The 17276-nt window shown below is 72.8% G+C and carries 19 protein-coding genes; 9 read left to right on the forward strand and 10 right to left on the reverse strand.

Going from position 1 to position 17276, the window contains the following annotated elements:
- Positions 1 to 46 precede the first annotated feature (46 nt).
- Entirely contained in the window at positions 47 to 808 is a 762-nt protein-coding gene (locus ACZ67M_RS18170; RefSeq protein ID WP_469851701.1) for a FadR/GntR family transcriptional regulator, read from the forward strand.
- Positions 809 to 896: 88 nt separating this feature from the next.
- Positions 897 to 2123, forward strand: coding sequence for a cytochrome P450 (locus ACZ67M_RS18175; RefSeq protein WP_392101482.1), 1227 nt, complete (start codon positions 897 to 899; stop codon positions 2121 to 2123).
- 15 nt (positions 2124 to 2138) lie between these two features.
- Here the strand turns inward: ACZ67M_RS18175 and ACZ67M_RS18180 are convergent, their stop codons facing one another.
- From ACZ67M_RS18180 to ACZ67M_RS18200, 5 genes are all read right to left on the reverse strand, one after another.
- The gene (locus tag ACZ67M_RS18180) at positions 2139 to 3401 is read right to left on the reverse strand and encodes a cytochrome P450 (RefSeq protein WP_361367554.1); all 1263 of its coding nucleotides are present in this window, start codon (positions 3399 to 3401) and stop codon (positions 2139 to 2141) included.
- On the reverse strand, positions 3398 to 4036 hold the full coding sequence (locus ACZ67M_RS18185) for a GTP-binding protein (protein WP_392013201.1): 639 nt from the start codon (positions 4034 to 4036) through the stop codon (positions 3398 to 3400). The genes ACZ67M_RS18180 and ACZ67M_RS18185 overlap by 4 nt, the downstream gene beginning before the upstream one ends.
- On the reverse strand, positions 4017 to 4376 hold the full coding sequence (locus tag ACZ67M_RS18190; RefSeq protein ID WP_469851704.1) for a DUF742 domain-containing protein: 360 nt from the start codon (positions 4374 to 4376) through the stop codon (positions 4017 to 4019). The genes ACZ67M_RS18185 and ACZ67M_RS18190 overlap by 20 nt, the downstream gene beginning before the upstream one ends.
- The gene (locus tag ACZ67M_RS18195) at positions 4373 to 4792 is read right to left on the reverse strand and encodes a roadblock/LC7 domain-containing protein (RefSeq protein ID WP_122619181.1); all 420 of its coding nucleotides are present in this window, start codon (positions 4790 to 4792) and stop codon (positions 4373 to 4375) included. The genes ACZ67M_RS18190 and ACZ67M_RS18195 overlap by 4 nt, the downstream gene beginning before the upstream one ends.
- A gap of 113 nt (positions 4793 to 4905) precedes the next feature.
- Positions 4906 to 6636: an ATP-binding protein gene (locus ACZ67M_RS18200; protein ID WP_469851705.1), complete on the reverse strand. Its 1731-nt coding sequence runs from the start codon at positions 6634 to 6636 to the stop codon at positions 4906 to 4908.
- 340 nt (positions 6637 to 6976) lie between these two features.
- On the opposite strand from ACZ67M_RS18200, the gene ACZ67M_RS18205 reads away from it, so the two are divergent.
- Positions 6977 to 7810 carry a lysozyme gene (locus ACZ67M_RS18205; RefSeq protein ID WP_361367566.1) on the forward strand — a complete coding sequence of 278 codons (834 nt, stop codon included), beginning with the start codon at positions 6977 to 6979 and terminating at the stop codon, positions 7808 to 7810.
- 32 nt (positions 7811 to 7842) lie between these two features.
- On the opposite strand, the gene ACZ67M_RS18210 is transcribed toward ACZ67M_RS18205, so the two are convergent.
- Both ACZ67M_RS18210 and ACZ67M_RS18215 read right to left on the reverse strand, forming a co-directional pair.
- Positions 7843 to 8565 (reverse strand): FAD binding domain-containing protein, encoded by a 723-nt coding sequence (locus ACZ67M_RS18210; RefSeq protein ID WP_469851707.1) that lies wholly within the window; start codon positions 8563 to 8565, stop codon positions 7843 to 7845.
- A gap of 164 nt (positions 8566 to 8729) precedes the next feature.
- A complete protein-coding gene (locus tag ACZ67M_RS18215; RefSeq protein WP_469851708.1) occupies positions 8730 to 9455 on the reverse strand; it encodes a class I SAM-dependent methyltransferase in 726 nt (241 codons plus the stop codon).
- A 266-nt stretch (positions 9456 to 9721) separates the two neighbouring features.
- Between ACZ67M_RS18215 and ACZ67M_RS18220 the strand changes: the two genes are divergently transcribed.
- The 3 genes from ACZ67M_RS18220 (at position 9722) to ACZ67M_RS18230 (ending at position 11319) form a co-directional block, all read left to right on the forward strand.
- Entirely contained in the window at positions 9722 to 9937 is a 216-nt protein-coding gene (locus ACZ67M_RS18220) for a hypothetical protein (RefSeq protein WP_122619179.1), read from the forward strand.
- An 88-nt stretch (positions 9938 to 10025) separates the two neighbouring features.
- Positions 10026 to 10631 carry a flavodoxin family protein gene (locus ACZ67M_RS18225; protein WP_360893540.1) on the forward strand — a complete coding sequence of 202 codons (606 nt, stop codon included), beginning with the start codon at positions 10026 to 10028 and terminating at the stop codon, positions 10629 to 10631.
- Between the two features lie 124 nt (positions 10632 to 10755).
- Positions 10756 to 11319, forward strand: coding sequence for a Dps family protein (locus ACZ67M_RS18230; RefSeq protein WP_361367575.1), 564 nt, complete (start codon positions 10756 to 10758; stop codon positions 11317 to 11319).
- An 85-nt stretch (positions 11320 to 11404) separates the two neighbouring features.
- Here the strand turns inward: ACZ67M_RS18230 and ACZ67M_RS18235 are convergent, their stop codons facing one another.
- Positions 11405 to 11761: a PRC-barrel domain-containing protein gene (locus ACZ67M_RS18235; RefSeq protein WP_361367578.1), complete on the reverse strand. Its 357-nt coding sequence runs from the start codon at positions 11759 to 11761 to the stop codon at positions 11405 to 11407.
- A 203-nt stretch (positions 11762 to 11964) separates the two neighbouring features.
- Here ACZ67M_RS18235 and ACZ67M_RS18240 point away from each other — a divergent pair, with 203 nt between their 5' ends.
- On the forward strand, positions 11965 to 12807 hold the full coding sequence (locus ACZ67M_RS18240) for an RNA polymerase sigma factor SigF (protein ID WP_122619175.1): 843 nt from the start codon (positions 11965 to 11967) through the stop codon (positions 12805 to 12807).
- Between the two features lie 41 nt (positions 12808 to 12848).
- Here ACZ67M_RS18240 and ku read toward each other — a convergent pair whose 3' ends face one another.
- Complete coding sequence (ku, locus tag ACZ67M_RS18245; RefSeq protein ID WP_392101475.1) at positions 12849 to 13847, reverse strand: non-homologous end joining protein Ku; 999 nt, start codon at positions 13845 to 13847, stop codon at positions 12849 to 12851.
- Between the two features lie 265 nt (positions 13848 to 14112).
- On the opposite strand from ku, the gene ACZ67M_RS18250 reads away from it, so the two are divergent.
- Both ACZ67M_RS18250 and ACZ67M_RS18255 read left to right on the forward strand, forming a co-directional pair.
- Positions 14113 to 15234, forward strand: a complete 1122-nt coding sequence (locus tag ACZ67M_RS18250; RefSeq protein WP_392101474.1) for a lipid II:glycine glycyltransferase FemX — start codon at positions 14113 to 14115, stop codon at positions 15232 to 15234.
- Between the two features lie 24 nt (positions 15235 to 15258).
- The gene (locus ACZ67M_RS18255) at positions 15259 to 15954 is read left to right on the forward strand and encodes a type 1 glutamine amidotransferase (protein ID WP_469851711.1); all 696 of its coding nucleotides are present in this window, start codon (positions 15259 to 15261) and stop codon (positions 15952 to 15954) included.
- A gap of 10 nt (positions 15955 to 15964) precedes the next feature.
- Here the strand turns inward: ACZ67M_RS18255 and ACZ67M_RS18260 are convergent, their stop codons facing one another.
- On the reverse strand, positions 15965 to 17140 hold the full coding sequence (locus tag ACZ67M_RS18260; RefSeq protein WP_392101470.1) for a GDSL-type esterase/lipase family protein: 1176 nt from the start codon (positions 17138 to 17140) through the stop codon (positions 15965 to 15967).
- Positions 17141 to 17276: the final 136 nt, after the last annotated feature.

The raw sequence follows: 17276 nt of genomic DNA on the forward strand, positions 1-17276 counted from the left end.
GGTGAACTGCCTGGTCAGCCCGGTCGGCGCCGCATCTGGTTGACTGGTGACCGTGACCAGTCAGCCTGATCAGCACAGCTCCGCGGCCGCTCCGGACCTCGCGCGGCTGCTGCGGCCCGTCGTGCGCGAGTCGTCCGTCAGCGAGGTCGCCAAACGGCTCCTCGACCACCTCTCGGCCGGTGACATCCGGCCCGGCACGCGGCTGCCCGCCGAGCGTCAGCTGGCCGAGGCGCTGGGTGTCGCCCGGTCCAGCGTGCGCGGCGCGCTCTCCGCCCTGGACGTCCTCGGGATCATCGAGATCCGGCCGGGTTCCGGCTCCTACGTGCGCGAGGGCACCTCGGAGTTCCTGCCCCGCGCGATCAACTGGGGGCTGATGCTGGGCCAGCGCCGCACCCAGGACCTGGTCGAGGTGCGCACGTACATGGAAGGGGTGTCGGCCCGGCTGGCGGCGGAGCGGGCCGGCGACGAGGACGTGGCACGACTGGAGGAGCACCTCCAGCACATGCGCGACGCGGGCGACGACGTCACGGCGTTCATCGACGCCGACATCGCCTTCCACCTGGAGACGGCCCGCATCGCGCGCAACACCGTCCTCAGCGACATCCTGCACAGCATCCGGGCGCTGCTCCAGGTCTGGATGGAGCGCGTCAGCGACATCGAGGGCACCGTCAGCGGCACGCTCTGCGAGCACGACGCGGTGCTCCGGGCGATCCGCGCGCGTGATCCGGAGGCCGCGGACCGGGCGATGGCCGAACACATGCGGATGGCCAGCGCCCGGCTGCGCGCCTCGGTGGACGGCCCCGCCTGACCGGGACCTCGTCCCGTCCGCGGTCTGTCGGCGTCGTCGCGTCGTCAATAGCCTGGTGCCGTAAGGCCGTTGTCGACCGAGGAGCCCCATGTCCACCGCGCAGCAGGTCCCCGACATCCTCTCCCCCGAGTTCGCGGCGAACCCGTATCCGGTCTACCGGGCGATGCGGGAGAGCGCGCCCCTCGTCTGGCACGAGGCCACGCGGAGCTGGATCGTCTCGCGCTACGAGGACGTGGAACGCGTCTTCAAGGACCGGAACGGGCAGTTCACGACCGAGAACTACGACTGGCAGCTGGAGCCCGTGCACGGCAGGACGATCCTCCAGCTGAGCGGCCGGGAGCACGCGGTCCGGCGCGCGCTGGTCGCGCCGGCGTTCCGCGGGGCCGATCTCCAGGACCGGTTCCTTCCGGTGATCGAGCGCAACTCCCGCGAGCTGATAGACGCGTTCCGGCACACCGGACGCGCCGACCTGGTCGCCGACTACGCGACCCGCTTCCCGGTCGACGTCATCGCGGACATGCTGGGTCTGGACAAGGCGGACCACGACCGGTTCCACGGCTGGTACACGTCGGTCATCGCCTTCCTGGGCAACCTCTCGGGGGACCAGGAGGTGGCGGCCGCCGGTGCGCGCACCCGCGTGGAGTTCGCCGAGTACATGATCCCGATCATCCGGGAGCGCCGCGAGAATCCGGGCGACGACCTGCTGTCCTCCCTGTGCGCGGCGGAGGTCGACGGGGTCCGGATGAGCGACGAGGACATCAAGGCGTTCTGCAGCCTGCTGCTCGCGGCGGGCGGCGAGACCACGGACAAGGCGATCGCCAGCATCTTCGCCAACCTGCTCGCCCACCCCGAGCAGTTGGCCGCCGTGCGCGAGGACCGGTCCCTGATACCGCGCGCCTTCGCGGAGACGCTGCGCTACACCCCGCCGGTGCACATGATCATGCGGCAGTCGGCGTCCGAGGTGGAGCTGAGCGGCGGCACCGTACCGGCGGGCGACACCGTCACGTGTCTCATCGGCGCGGCCAACCGGGACGGGAGCCGCTACCGCGACCCGGACCGCTTCGACCTGCACCGCGAGGACCTGACCACGACGACCGCCTTCTCGGCCGCCGCCGACCATCTCGCCTTCGCGCTGGGCCGGCACTTCTGTGTCGGAGCGCTGCTGGCGAAGGCGGAGGTCGAGATCGGCGTGGGGCAGCTGCTGGACGCCATGCCGGATCTGCGGCCGGACGACGGCTTCGACCCGGTGGAGCGCGGGGTGTTCACCCGGGGCCCGCAGTCCCTGCCGGTGCGGTTCACACCGCGCGCGGGCTGACGCGGGCACGCCCTGTCAGACCACCACGGGGGTGAACAGGGCGGGCAGGGCGGTGAGTCCGCGCATCCAGATCGACGGACGCCAGGTCAGTTCCCCGGGCTCCACCGCGAGGACGAGGTCGGGGAGGCGTTCCAGCAGGGTCTCGACCGCGGTGCGGGCGACGACGTCGGCGAGCAGCGGTGCCGGGTACGGGCACCGGTGCTCGCCGTTGCTGAAGGACAGGTGCGCGGAGTTCTCGGCGCCGACGTGGGCCTCGGGCCAGAGCTGCGGGTCGGTGTTGGCCGCGGCCAGGCCGAGGACGAGGCAGTCGCCGGCGCGGATCTGCCGGCCGCCCAACTGGGTGTCGTTCACGGCCCAGCGGCCGATGAAGTTCTGTGTCGGCGTGTCCAGCCACAGCACCTCGTTGAGCGCCTCCCCCACGCTGAGCCGCCCGCCCGACACGTTGACGGCGAAGCGTTCGTCGGTGAGCAGCAGCCGGAGCGTGTTCCCGATCCAGTTGGCGGTGGGCTGCTGGGCGGCGGCGATGACCGAGATGAGGTCCTGCACCGTCTCCTCGTCGGTCAGGCCCGCCGGGTGGGTCAGCATCCGCGAGGTGACGTCGGGGCCGGGCCGCGCGCGCTTGTGCCGGACCAGGCCGTGGATGCGCTCGCCCACCCGCGTGTACGCCGCGACCGGGTCGTCGCCCTCCGCCGCGTCGAGGGAGATGCGCAGGTCCTCGACGAGGTGCCGGGTCTCGGCACCGCTGTGCGGCATCCCGCACATGCGTACCGCGGCGCGCATGGGAAGGGCGTGCGCGTAGCCGCTCATCAGCTCGGCCCGGCCGCTGCCGGCGAAGCCCGCGATGAGCCGGTCGGCGAGCTGCCGGCAGTCCCGGGCCAGCTCGAACTGGTCGACGCCGGCCAGGGCCTGGGTGATCACGTCGGCCCGGCGCCGGTGTTCCTCGCCCTCGGTGAAGAGCACTGAGGGCTGGTGTCCGACGTAGGGCATGAGCGGCCAGTCGGGCGGGATGCGGTCCCACTGGTTCCAGCGCCGGGAGTCCCTGGCGAACAGCTCGTCGTGGCTGGTCACGTAGCTGACCTCGGGGTAGCCGAGGACCAGCCAGGCGGGCACCCCGCCGTCGAGGAGCACCGGTGCGACGGCGCCGTGCTCGCCCCGCAGTCCGCGGTACAGCTCCGACGGGGTCTGCTGGTAGGCGAGACCGGCCAGCGGGACGGCGTCCGGGTGGGCGGGGCAACCCGGTGCGGCGAGGGGGTGCGGAGCGGGGTCGACGTCGGTCACGGTGCGCCCTCCTGGGCCAGGGCCAGTTGGTAGAGGTGGTCCACGAGGGTGACCAGCACGTGCTTGCCGGAGGCGCGTACCCGGGCGTCGCAGTCGACCAGCGGTACGCGCTCCGGCAGCGCGAGGGCCAGGCGGATCTCGTCCAGGGAGTGCCGGGCGGTGTCGTCGTCGAAGCGGTTGACGGCCACGACGAACGGGGTGCCGTGGTGTTCCAGCCGGTCTATCGCGTACCAGGAGTCGTCCATGCGTCGGGTGTCGACGAGGACGACGGCGCCGAGGGTGCCGGAGAAGAGGCGGTCCCACAGGAACCAGAAACGTTCCTGGCCGGGGGCGCCGAACAGGTACAGCACCATGCGGTCGTTGAGGCTGATCCGGCCGAAGTCGAAGGCCACCGTGGTGGTGGTCTTCGCGGTGACGTCGCCGGTCTCGTCGACGCCCACGCCGGCCTGGGTCATCACCTCCTCCGTGTTGAGGGGCCTGATCTCGCTGACGGAGCGGACCAGGGTGGTCTTGCCTACGCCGAACCCGCCCACGACGACGATCTTCAGGCCGGTCTCCGCGGCGTCGGTCAGGGGTGTGCGCCCGGAGGCGGCGAGGTGCGCGGGGGCCGGTGTGTCAGAGGTTGCGGAGCCCATGGAGCACCTCCTGTAGCAGGGCGGTATCGGGGCGGTGCGACGCGGCGGACCGCCCCAGGCGCGGATGGCGGGCGGTGATGCTCCCGGTGGCGAGCAGGTCGCCGAGCAGGATGCGGACCACCGTGATGGGCAGTGCCAGTTCGGCGGCGAGTTCCACCACGGCCGTGGGGTGCCGGCACAGTTCCAGGATCCGGATGTGTTCCGACTGCATGCCGGCCGACGGTTCGCGCTCGCCGACCACCAGGGTGACGAGGTCGAAGGAGTCGTCGGCGCGGCTGCGTCCGCCCGTGACCGTGTAGAGCCGGTCGGGTGCGCCGGTGTCCACGGGCCTGCGCGTCACGACGAGCCGCTCCCGCGGAGGGCGTGGCGCGGGGCGGCCCGCAGGTGCTCGCCGATCTGCTCGACCAACTCGGTCATCTGGTGGCCCACCACCCCGGGGTCGGCGTCCTCCACCGCGACGACGGCCAGGTGTGCGCCCTCGCCCGCCTCGACGATGAACAGCAGCCCTCCGTGGAACTCGGTCATGGAGTGCCGTACGCCACCGGTTCCGTTGCCGAACTCGACGGAGGCGCCCTGGGCGAGGGCCTGGATGCCGGAGCAGATCGCGGCGAGCTGGTCGGCCCGGTCCAGGGTGAGGTGTTCGGTCCAGCAGAGCCGGAGGCCGTCCCTGGACAGGACGAGGGCGTGGCGGGTGCCGGGGGTGCTGTCCAGGAGGTTCTGGAGGAGCCAGGTGAGGCTGTTGTCGGTGGTCTGCATGATGAGTGAGGGGACGGTGGGTGCTGCTGCTCCGGTCACCGGCCCGTTCCTCCAATCTCACGAACTCGGGGGCGAGGGGGCGCCGTTGTGCGCCGTGCGGTGGGGCGCGCGGTCTACCCCGACGCGGGCGGTTCCGGCGTGGACGCCCCGCCGGCCGCTCCGGACCGGCGCCCGCGGTGGAAGGCACCGAAGCTGGACCCGGCGTCGCGGGGCGCCGTCGCCGGCCGGTCGGTGGGCCGCGGGGGCGGGTCGCGCCGTTCACGCTCGGCCTCGGCCTCGGCCATGGTCCGGCCCGGGGAGCGCACGGGCAGTGCGCCGGGCGTCGCGGACTGCGGGCGGGTTCGCGGCGCCTGAACGGGAGGTTCGGTCAGCTCGGCGTCCCGGACGTCCGGCAGACGCGTGGCGGCCAAGGGCGCCTCCGCGGCGGGCGCGGGTCCGGGGACGGGGACGCGGGACGCGCCGCCGAAGGTGCGGCCGGTCAGGGCGGGCACCGGGTCCCGCTGCTGGGCCAGCAGTTGCGGCGGCACCAGGACCACGACGCCCGTGCCCCCGCGGGACGAGGGGCGGTAGCTCACGCCGACGCCGTACTTGGCGGCGAGCCGTCCGACCACGGCCAGGCCCAGCCGGGTGCCTTGGAGCGAGGCCAGGTCGGTCGCCCGTCCCGACACGGCCTCCTCGGCGTGGCGCATGGCGGCGTCGGCCATCTTGAGTCCGCTGTCCTCGATGGTGATGACGATCCCGGCGGTACGTTCCTCCACGTACACGTGGACCTCGTCGATGGGCGGCGAGAAGTTGGCGGCGTTGTCCATCAGTTCGGCCAGCAGGTGCATGACGCCCTCGGCCGCGTGGCCGGAGATCGCGGCGGTGGTGGAGCAGTGCATGCGGACGCGCTGGTAGGCGGCGATGCGGCCGACGGCACCGCGCAGGATGCTCTCCATCACGATGGGCTTGTTCCAGGCGCGGCTGGAGCGGCCGCCCATCAACAGGGCCAGGCGGTCGGTGATGAGGCCGAGCTGGGAGGTGCTGTGGTCGAGCCGCAGGAGGTCGCCGAGGACCTCCTCGCCGTGACGGTCCTGCATGTCCCGCAGGTCGGCCAGCATGCGTACGGCCTTGGCCTGGACACGGCCGAGGGACTTGGCGGAGGCGGCCTCGGCGGCGGCGGTGCGCCGTTCGCTGTGGGCCAGTTCCCGCACGAACAGTTCGGCGCAGGCGCGCGCGTGCGGACGCCGGGGCCAGTCCAGCTCGGCGAGGACGACCTCCGCCGAGGTGCCGTCGCGCAGTCTGCGCACCGCGGCGGGCAGGGTGCTGCTCGTCAGGTGTTCCAGCTCCCCGGTGGCGCTGCGCGTCTCACGGAGCGCCTCCTGGTGCCGGGTCTCGGCCTCCGTGGTGTGCCGTACGGCGTCGGCCGTCAGGGAGGCGAAGCTCTGGACGACCTGCCGCAGGTGCGGCCCGGGGGCGGGGGCGGTGCGGGTGACGGCCTCGTCGGCGCCGGCACCCTCGCGCACCTGCTGGGCGACGCCCGGCAGCGTGACGTTGACGAGGTGCACCAGGCCGGCGTTCTCCTGGGCGAGCCGGGCCTTGAGGGTGCCGATCTCGGCTCTGCGGTCGTCCGCGGTACGGCGGGCCCGTGCGACCAGGTGGGAGGCGAGGACCACGGTGGCGGCGACGCAGAGCCAGGACGTCACGGCGAGGGTCGCGGTCCAGCCCCGGGCGGCATCGGGCGCCGCGGCCCAGGCGGCACCGGCGCCCGCGGCGGTGGCGGGCAGCACGACCAGGGCGACGGCGGGGGTGCGGTGGGGGGCTTTCTGCGTCCGGGGCGGGGTGGGGGGTGCAGACACTGACATTCCGCGGTCCCTCTGGTCCTTGAGAGCGGGGAAGGGCCGATCGACATGGGTCGGCCCGCGGGGCGGAGCCGTGCCACCGGGTTCTTGTTGATCACTCCGGTCGGCTTCCGGCTCATGCTAGTCAGCGTCACGGACACGTATGCCCGACCCGCCGGGAACCCCACCGAGGAGCGAACTTCCCGGGCATCCCGACGATCGAAAGCACCGATGTGATACGGGCGTTCGCACCCGGTCAGTGGCCCGCTCGCGCGGTGGCCGGACGGGCCGGGCACGGACGCGGCGACACCATCTGGGTGACTGTGGGATGCGGTGGGGCGCGACAGCGGATCGTATGGGTGCCATGCGCAGACCCATAGCCGTGGCTTCAAGCCACTCACGCCTGCTCACGACAGGCGTGCTCCTCGCCTCCCAGTCACTCCTGCTGACCCTGTCGGCGGTCCCCGCGACCGCCGGAGACTCCGGGTCGCCCGTCCGCGGTACCGCCTACATGGGCCGGGGTGTCCTCGCCCACGAAGGTGTCCAGGGGCGGCCCGCCGAAACCCGCGCCAGTCAGATCGAGGGCGTGGACGTCTCCAGCCACCAGGGCAACGTCGCCTGGTCGACCCTGTGGAAGAGCGGGGTCAAGTGGGCCTATGTGAAGGCCACCGAGGGAACCTCCTACCGCAACCCGTACTTCGCCCAGCAGTACGGCGGCTCCTACGACACCGGCATGATCCGCGGCGCGTACCACTTCGCGACCCCGGACACCTCCGGCGGCAAGGCCCAGGCCGACTACTTCGTCGACCACGGCGGCGCCTGGTCGAAGGACGGCAAGACCCTGCCGGGCGTCCTCGACATCGAGTACAACCCGTACGGGGCCACCTGTTACGGAAAGACGAAGACCCAGATGGTGAGCTGGATCAAGAGCTTCGTGGACCGGTACGAGGCGCGCACCGGGCGCGAGGCCGCCATCTACACCTCCACCAACTGGTGGACGCAGTGCACCGGCAACTCCAGCGCCTTCGGCGCGAAGAACCCACTGTGGGTCGCCCGGTACGCCTCGTCCGTGGGGGCCCTGCCGGCCGGCTGGGACTTCCACACGATGTGGCAGTACACCTCGACCGGAAAGACCGTCGGGGACCACAACAAGTTCAACGGATCGCTGGACCGCGTCAAGGCCCTGGCCAAGGGCTGACGGGGACCGACCGCCGGGCGCCGGTCGCGGTCTCAGCGGCCGGCGAGGGGTTCCAGGATGTTGGTGACCTGCTCGCGCATCACGTCCCGCGCAGCGGGCGGCAGTCCGCCGAGATCCGTACCCTCCAGGGCGTCGACGGCCTCGTCGGCGCCCCCGTCGCACGCGGTGCTGCCGCCGGCCACCTCGTAGCCGTCCCGGACGGCGACCCGCAGCCGGGGCCGGCCGTCGTCGTCGGTGTGCACGGCCGTGGCGACGACCAGGGGCGGCGGCCCGCCCGCCGCGGCGGGCTCCTTGCGGTATCCGCTGGCCGCCGGGGTGCGCCAGCGCAGGCCGAGCAGCAGGTGGCGCTTGGCCACCACCTCGGCCAGGTCGGTCTCGTAGGGCCCGTCGGAGCCCAGTACGGTGGCGCGGGCGTCCAGCACGAGGGCCGCGGGGAGCAGGCAACGCAGGGTGCTGCCAACGAGGTTGCCGCCGACCGTCGCCGCGCGGCGCACGGCTCCGGTGCCCACCGAGCACGCCGCGCGGCGCAGCACCTCCGGTACCCGCTCGTCGATGCGGTGCAGCAGTACGGCCGCGCCCAGGGCCTCGGGTTCGAGGACGGTCGCCTCCGGCAGCTCGCGCAGGGACATGGCCAGTTCGGGGAAGCCGTCGCGTTGCCAGGCGGCCCACACGAGAGTGGCGCCGCCGACGGGCACCGCTCCCTCCGCCAGGCACTCCTGTGCCTCGGACACGGACGTGGGCAGACGCAAGTGCATGCTGATCGACCTGCTTTCCCGGCAGTCGGCGGTGGGCGCCGAGGCGCCCCACCACCGCGTGATCACGGCCAGTGTGATTGTCCGTACCGTCGACGGGGCGCGTACAGGGCTCACTCGGTTCCGATGTGCGCCCCCCGCGCGCCGGTGCACCTCCTACGGGTGCCCTACGGGCGTCGTGCCACGAAGACGAGTTCGCGGCCCGGGCGGTCGGGGGCGTCGCGCACCTCCCGGACCTCGAAGCCCCGTCCGGTCAGGTCGGCCTCCACCTCGGCCCGGTCGCGGAAGCGCAACGTCGAGTCCGAGGTCAGCACTTCGCCGCCCGCGGCGAAGACGTAGGTCCAGCGGAAGGTGACCAGCGGGCCGCTCACGTCCAGCAGGTCGCACCAGCTCTCCACCGCCCCCGCGCCGGGGATCTCCACGACCCGGTGCGTGTGCTCGCGGTCCCACTCCTCCCAGGCACGCCGGGCCGGGTCCCGGGTCTCGAACACCAGGTGCCCGCCGGGCCGCAGGGCCTCGTACGCCCCGCGGAGTGTCCCCTGCCACGCCCGCGGCCCGGTGATCGCCTGGGCGACGTTCGCCGTCATGGTCGCCAGGTCCGTGCGCAGCGGGGGCAGCGAGGCCGCGTTCCCCTCGATCCAGCGCACCCGAGCGGCGCCCGGCTTGCCCCGGGCCACGTCGAGGGAGGACGCGGCGGGGTCCACGCCGACCACCTCGATGCCCCGGTCGGCCAGCAGCAGGGCGAACACCCCCGTACCGCAGCCGATGTCCAGCACGCGCCGGGCCCCGAACTCGCCGGCCATGCGCAGGTACGCGTCCAGGTCGCCGCGATCGGTGTCCAGCGCGTCGTAGACGGCGGCGAGCCGCGGATGCCGGAAGCACTCGTCAGCCATACGGCCGACGATAACCGCCACTCGCGCGCGTGCGGTCGGCTCGCGCGCGTGCGGTCGGACCGAATCCCCGCCGGGTTCCCGCCGAGCCGGTGCGGCGGGAGCGGACGCGGGGAGCACCGGCGCACCGGGAGCCCTCCGGCGTGCCTCCGCGCGGGGCGCCGGCGCGCGTTCGCGGGGATCGCACGGGGTATCACCCAGGCGGGCCCCCGAGACCGCCGCCCCGGACACCCACGCGGTCACCCGTCTCCCACGGAAGGCGCACCGACATGACCGAGCCTCACGGCCTGGAGCCCGTCGCGACGTTCTGCGGCAACTGCGACTGCGGCTGTCCCCAGTTGTTCGTCGACCCCCAGGCACCGGCGGAGCGGCGGATCGTCCTGACCGACGACTTCGGCCAGCGCGTGCAGATGAGCGCCGACCAGTTCTCGTCGCTGGTCGACGACGCCAAGCAGGGCAAGCTGGACGGCGTCGCCCTGCCCTGACCGGTCCGCCGGACAGCCGCGGGGCCTTCCGGGTGAACGGCCCCGCGCTACCCCGGTCGGCCTCCGTCGACCGGGGAACAAGGCGTGCATGCGCGCACTCGTCATCAACTGCACCCTGAAGCCCTCCCCCGCGCCGTCCAACACCGAGGCCCTCGCCTCCACGGTCATCGCGGCCCTGAAGGGCCACGGAGCCGAGGTGGACGTCGTCCGGGCCGTCGACCTGAACCTGAGACCGGGCGTCGAGACCGACATGGGCGACGGCGACGACTGGCCCCAGGTGCACGAGAAGCTCCTGGCCTCCCAGATCCTGATCATCGGGTCGCCCACCTGGCTCGGCCGTCCGTCCTCCGTGGCCCAGCGGGTCCTCGAACGGATGGGCGCCATGATGAGCGAGACCGACGACGAGGACCGCCCCGTCGCCTACAACCGCGTCGCCGGTGTCCTGGTGACCGGCAACGAGGACGGCGCGCACCACGTCATCAGCGAGATCAGCGGCGGTCTCGCGGACATCGGCTACACCGTCCCCGGACAGGCCTGGACCTACTGGCACCTCGGTCCCGGGCCCGGACCCGACTTCCTCGACGACGAGCGCGGCCACGACTGGGCGCTCTCCACCGGCCGGGCCATGGCGTCCAACCTCGTGCACGCCGCGCGCGCCCTCGCCGCGCTGCCCGTGCCCGCCCCGCCGTCCTGACCTCGCAGGCCCGCGTACGGCGTCCATGGTCACCGACCTGGCCCGCGGATGTCTGAGGGTCCCGATACGGGGCATTCGTGCACGAGCAACGACGTACGACAGAGATGAGGAGCTGAGGTCCGCCATGACGCACGACCTGACCCCGAAGTACACGGTCCCCGGCATCGAGCGCGAGGCCGCCGGACGGCTGATCGGTGTGCTGCGACTGCGCCTGCACGCCCTCAACGATCTGCACCTGACCCTCAAGCACGTGCACTGGAACGTCGTCGGGCCGCATTTCATCGCCGTGCACGAGATGATCGACCCCCAGGTCGACCAGGTACGTGACATGGCCGACGACGTCGCGGAGCGCATCGCCGCGCTCGGCGGTGTGGCACAGGGCACGCCCGGGGCCCTGGTGGCGGAGCGGAAGTGGGACGACTACTCCATCGGCCGGGCCGACGCGATCGCCCACCTCGGCGCGCTCGACCTGGTCTACACCGGCGTGGTGGAGGGCATGCGGGCGGCCGTCGAGGAGGCCGGCAAGATCGACACCGCCACGGAGGACCTCCTGATCGGCCAGCTCCGGGACCTGGAGCAGTTCCAGTGGTTCGTGCGGGCCCACCTGGAGAGCGCCGGGGGCACCCTGGCGACGGGCAGCGCGGAGTCCGAGAAGGAGGCGGCGGCCCGCGGCGCCGAGATCGGCTGACGGCCGGCCCCGCCGGACGCGGGGCGCGCCGGGCCCGCCGTCGTCGGCGCCCGGCCGCCCCCTCGGACGGCTCGGCCCGGACGGTTCAGCGCCGGCCGAGCCGCCGTTCGCCGCGGCTGCCCTGCTCGTACGGCAGCTTGTAGTGCTCGAAGACCGCGCCCTCCTCCTCGGCCGCGAGCTCACCGTCCGGATCGATCCCCGGAGCGTCCTTGACCAGCGACTTGTCGTAGGTCACCTTCACGTAGCCCGGTCCGACGACGGCCTTCTCCACCGGTACGAAGACGAGACGACGCCGGGTCGGAAGGCCGACCGTGACCGTCGCGAAAGCGGGGCGGTCGGTCAGCGTGTCGAAGTAGACGGACTCCAGAGTCCCGATCTTGCGGCCTTCCTGGTCGACGACGTCCTGGCCGCGCCAGTCACGAATGTTTTCGGCTTCAAACATGCCCACTCTCCCCTTCCGAGAACGCGCTCCCTCTCTAGTTCCCCGCTTCACGCGTCTGTCGCGCCTCTGTCGCCCCACCGGCCCAGGGCCCGTCCGGCACCGGCGGAAATCGGTGGGTGTGCGGCGCGTGACCCGGGGTAGGCGGTCCTTCGTCGGCCTACAAGGTGACGACGACGGGGGCCGATCGACAGGGAGGGCACATCATGGCGACGACGACCGCACAGGCGACGCACACCACCACGGACATGCCGGAGATCACGGATCCGTCCAAGGTGGCGCCCAAGGACGCGCGGGAGTTGTCGAAGCTGTTCTTCGAGCAGCTCACGGTGCTGGAAGAGGGCACGCCCGAATACCAGTACGCCCGTAACACCCTGATCGAGATGAACATGTCCCTGGTCCGCTTCGCGGCCGGCCGGTTCCGCTCCCGCGGTCCGGAGGAGATGGAGGACATCGTCCAGGTCGGCATGATCGGCCTGATCAAGGCGATCGACCGGTTCGAACTCACCCGTGAGGTCGAGTTCACCTCGTTCGCCGTGCCGTACATCGTCGGGGAGATCAAGCGGTTCTTCCGGGACACCTCCTGGGCCGTGCACGTCCCGCGGCGCCTCCAGGAGGCCCGCGTCCAGCTGGCCCGCGCCACCGAGGAGCTGCGCAGCCGGCTGGGCCGCAACCCCACCACGCAGGAGCTGTCCGAGCTGATGAGCCTGCCGGAGGACGAGGTCGTCGAGGCCCGCCTGGCGGCCAACGGCTACAACTCCGCCTCCCTGGACGCGGCCATCAACGGCAGCGAGGACGGCGAGTCGGCGCTCGCGGACTTCATCGGCACCGACGACGCAGCGCTGGCCCTCGTGGACGACTTCCACGCCCTCGCCCCGATGATCGCCCAGCTGGACGAGCGCGACCGGCAGATCATCCACTGGCGGTTCGTCGAGGAGCTGACCCAGAAGGACATCGGCGAGCGGCTCGGCGTCTCGCAGATGCACGTGTCCCGGCTGATCTCGCGCCTGCTGGGCCGCCTGCGGGAGGGCATGCTCAGCACCACCTGAGCAGCTGATCGGCGGAGCGCCGCCCGAGCCGGATCTCCGGTTCAGGCGGCGCTCTTCTTCTTGCGGCGGCCGCCGGTACCGGTGAGTGCGTCGACGAGCTGGCCGCGGCTCATCTTCGAGCGTCCGGCGATGTCCTGTTCGGTGGCCCGCTGGTACAGCTCGGCCTTGCTCAGCTCCCGCAGTTCGGACCGCTTGGGCCGCGCCCCGCGGGAGGGGGCGGCGGCCTTCTTCCGCGGTGCGGACGGCCGCTTGCCGCCCTCGCCCCGCGCCTGTTCCAGGCTGCCCCGCAGTACGTCCATCAGGTCGACGACGTCGGTGGCCCGCGGTGCCTCCTCGGCGACGGCGATCTCCTCGCCCTCGGCCTTGGCCCGGACCAGCTCGCGGACCTTCTCCTGGTACGTGTCGTGGTAGCGGGCCGGGTCCCAGGGGCCGCTGAGGGCGTCGACCAGCCGCAGCGCCATGTCCAGTTCCTTGCCGCGGCCCACCCGCCCCGTCGGCAGCTCGGGCAGTTCCTCGACCGGGTCGCGGACCTCGTCGGCCCAGTGCAGCGTCTGGAGCAGCAGGACCCGGTCCTCGGCCCGGAGCGCGGTGAGGTACTGCCGGTTGCGCATCACGAAGGTGGCGACGCCGGCCTTGCCCGTCTCGGCGAGGGCGGTGCGCAGCAACTCGTAGACCTTGAGGTACTCCTCGCCGCGCGGGGCGACGTAGTAGGTGCGGCCGAAGTACACCGGCTCGATCCGGTCCAGGTCGACGAAGTCGGTGATCTCCAGGGTGCGGGAGCGGCCCGGCGCGATCTCGTCGAGTTCGCCGGGCTCCACGACGACGTACTCGCCGTCACCCACCTCGTATCCCTTGACGATGTCGGCGGCGTCGACCTCGTCGCCGGTGCGCTGGTTGACCCGCCGGTTGCGGATCCGGTCCGAGGTGCCGCGCTGCAACTGGTGGAAGTGGACCGTGTGGTCCTCGGTCGCGGTGAACAGGCCGACGGGCACGGAGACCAGCCCGAACGTGATCACACCGGTCCAGATCGCCCGTGCCATGACCGTCCGCTCCGTCCTGTCCCGCACCGTCCCGGCCACCCACGCTCGCACCGGATCCGTGCCCTCGCGCGCCGGGCGGAGCACTCGGGTGTGCGTTGCTGGTGCCCGGCGGGTGTGCCGGTGCCGGGGCGGCCCGAACGGCCGGTAGCCCGCGCGGATCGGGCGCCGCCGGTATTTCCTGTGAGGAGGGACGGCGGCCCCATCGACCCCGTCGGCCGTCTCCCCCACCCCCCATTCAACGACGTCGAACAAAGGGGCGCCGCCCATGAGCCGGCACGTGAAGGCGATCAGCCGCGAGGACCACCTGCGCTTCGTCGCGGCCCGGCCGTCCGTGAGCCATCTCCAGACCCCCGCGTGGGGCGACGTGAAACCCGACTGGCGTGCCGAGAGCCTGGGCTGGTTCGACGAGGACGGCGCGCTCGTGGGCGCCGGGCTGGTGCTGATGCGGCCGCTGCCGAGGCTGCGTCGCTGCCTGGCGTACCTGCCCGAGGGTCCGGTCATCGACTGGGGCGCCGCGGACCTGGAGGGTCTGCTGGAGCCGATGCTCGGGTATCTGCGCTCGCGGGGCGCCTTCTCGGTGAAGATGGGTCCCCCGGTGGTGGCCCGGCGCTGGAGCGCGGACGCGGTGAAGGCCGCGATCGCCGACCCGGGAGCCCGGCGGCTCGGTGACGTGGAGGCCACGGTGCGGGAGGCCGGGGCGGACGAGATCGCGGAACGGCTGCGCGGGATGGGCTGGCGGCGCGCCGAGGCGGGCACCGAGGACGCCTTCGCGGTGGGCCAGCCGCGCTACGTCTGCCAGGTGCCGCTCGCGGGGCGGTCGCTGGAGGATGTCCACAACGGCCTCAACCAGCAGTGGCGCCGCAACATCAAGAAGGCGGAGAAGGCGGGCGTGAAGGTGGTCCGGGGCGACCAGGAGGACCTCGGCGCGTTCCACGAGCTGTACGTCGAGACCGCGGAACGGGACCGGTTCGTCCCCCGGCCGCTCGGCTACTTCCGGCGCATGTGGACCGCGCTGACGGCGGAGGACCCCGACCGTATGCGTCTCTACCTCGCCCATCACGACGGGGAGGTGCTGGCCGCGGCCACCATGCTGACCGTCGGGGAACACGTCTGGTACTCCTACGGCGCGTCCACCGCCCGCCGGCGCGAGGTGCAGCCCAGCAGCGCCCTGCAATGGCGGATGATGTGCGACGCCCACGAAGGGGGCGCGGCCGTCTACGACTTCCGCGGCATCACCGACACCCTGGACGAGGACAACCACCTGCTGGGACTGGTGCGGTTCAAGGTCGGCGCGGGCGGGCAGGCGGTCGAGTACCTCGGCGAGTGGGACTACCCGCTCAACAGGGTGCTGCACAAGGCTCTGGGTCTGTACATGTCGCGCAGGTGAGGCGCGGGAGCGTGGGGGTGGTCGATGCCGCGGGTGCTCGTGGTGCAGAACCATGCCGGTGGCGGGCCGGGCCGGTTCGGTGACTGGCTGGTCGCGGAAGGGCTGTCGCTGGACGTGGTGCACGCGTACGCCGGTGCGCCACTCCCCCGGCGTGCGGAGCACGAGGGCGTGGTGGTGCTCGGCGGCGGCTACCTGCCCGACGACGAGCGCGCGCCCTGGCTCGCGCCGACCCGCGCGCTGGTCGCGGGGGCGGTGGAGCGGGGTGCCGCCGTGTTCGGGATCTGTCTCGGCGGGCAGCTCCTCGCCCAGGTGACGGGTGGGACGGTGCGCGGCGACCACGGCGAACCCGAGTTCGGGAGCACGCCGCTGAGCCTGCGGTCCGAGGCCGCGGACGATCCGCTTCTGCGGGGGCTGCCGTCGCGGGTGACGGCGGTCGAGCACCACAAGGACGCCGTCACCGCCCTGCCGCCCGGCGCCACCTGGCTGATGGAGAGCGAGCGGTGCCCGTACCAGGCGTTCCGCGTCGGTGAGCGGGCGTGGGGCGTGCAGTTCCATCCCGAGGCCGGGGCGGACCGGGTCCGGGCGTGGGACGCCGGGCGGCTCCGGGCGAGCGGGCTGGACCCGGTGGAGCTGTCCCGCCGGGCGGAGCGCGACGAGCCCGCGGCCGAGGCGGTCTGGCACGAGGTCGCCCGGCGCTTCGCCGCGGTCGTCGGGGCGTGAGCGGCCGGGGTCAGCCGCCGAACGGGCCGTGGTCGGCGAAGGCCAGCGCGGCGAAGCGTTCGCCCATGCGGCGGTGGGTGGCCGCGTCCGGGTGGAGGCCGTCGGGCAGGGGCAGTTCGGCGGTGTCGGCCTCGCCGTAGAGGTCGCGGCCGTCCAGGTGGTGCAGGTGCGGGTCGGTGGCGGACCGCTGCGCCACGATCCTGGCCAGCTCGTCCCGGATGACGTTCAGGGTCAGCTTCCCGCTCGCGCGCTCCGCCGGATCGCCAGTGGCCACCCACCTCATCCGTCCCTCGGCGACGCCGGAGAAGTCGGGGGCGAGGGGGCCGGGGGTGTCCTCGTGGACGGGGCACAGGATGGGCGAGACGACCAGCAGCGGGGTGGTGGGATGGCCGTCGCGGATGGTGTCGAGGAAGCCGTGCACGGCCGGGCCGAAGGCACGCAGGCGCATGAGGTCGGCGTTGACCACGTTGATGCCGATCTTCACGCTGATCAGGTCGGCCGGGGTGTCGCGCATGGCGCGCGCGGTGAACGGGTCGAGCAGGGCGCTGCCGGCCAGTCCGAGGTTGACGAGTTCGACGCCGCCGAGGGTGGCGGCGAGCGCCGGCCACGTGGTGGTGGGGCCCGCGGCGTCGGAGCCGTGGCTGATCGAGCTGCCGTGGTGCAGCCAGACCCTGCGGCCGTGGTCCGGGGCGGGCTCGACGGGGGCGTCGGTGCGCAGGGCGACGAGTTCGGTGGTCTCGTTGTGCGGCAGCCAGATCTCGATGTCCTTGTCGCCCTCGGGCAGGTCGGCGAAGCGCAGGGTGCCGACCGGGCCGCGCTCGACGTCCGTCGTGCCGGTGGTCATGTCGATGGTCAGGGTGTTGCCGCCCGCGACGGTGCCCCGGCCCGACGGGCGGCCGTCGACGAGCAGTTCGTAGACCCCCTCCGGGCGTGGCGGGGCGCCGACGTAGGACCGCTTGGTGGGCAGGGTGTCCAGTTCGAGCGCGGTGGCACGGGTGCGCAGCACCAGGCGTACGCCGGAGGGCTGGGACTCGGCCATGGCCAGCTGTCCGTCGGTGTTCTGGGCGCGGGCCGCGGCGGGGAGCCGGTGGGGCAACAGGCCGTGCTCCGTGCGCTCCAGGTCGAGGGCGCCCCGCAGGAGGTCCCCGGTGAGGGGCGTGGTGATCCAGCCGTCCGTGGTGTGCATGTCGCCTCCGGCGATGGTGGTGCGTCGCGCTTTCCTACATTGATTATGCGCTTACCTAATTCAATTAGGCAAACGGGGTGCCGCTCCGGTCGCGGGGCGTGCGGGGTGACCGTAGACAGGAGGTGTGAGCGCGGGC

Source organism: Streptomyces sp. NPDC107500 (genome assembly GCF_055582785.1).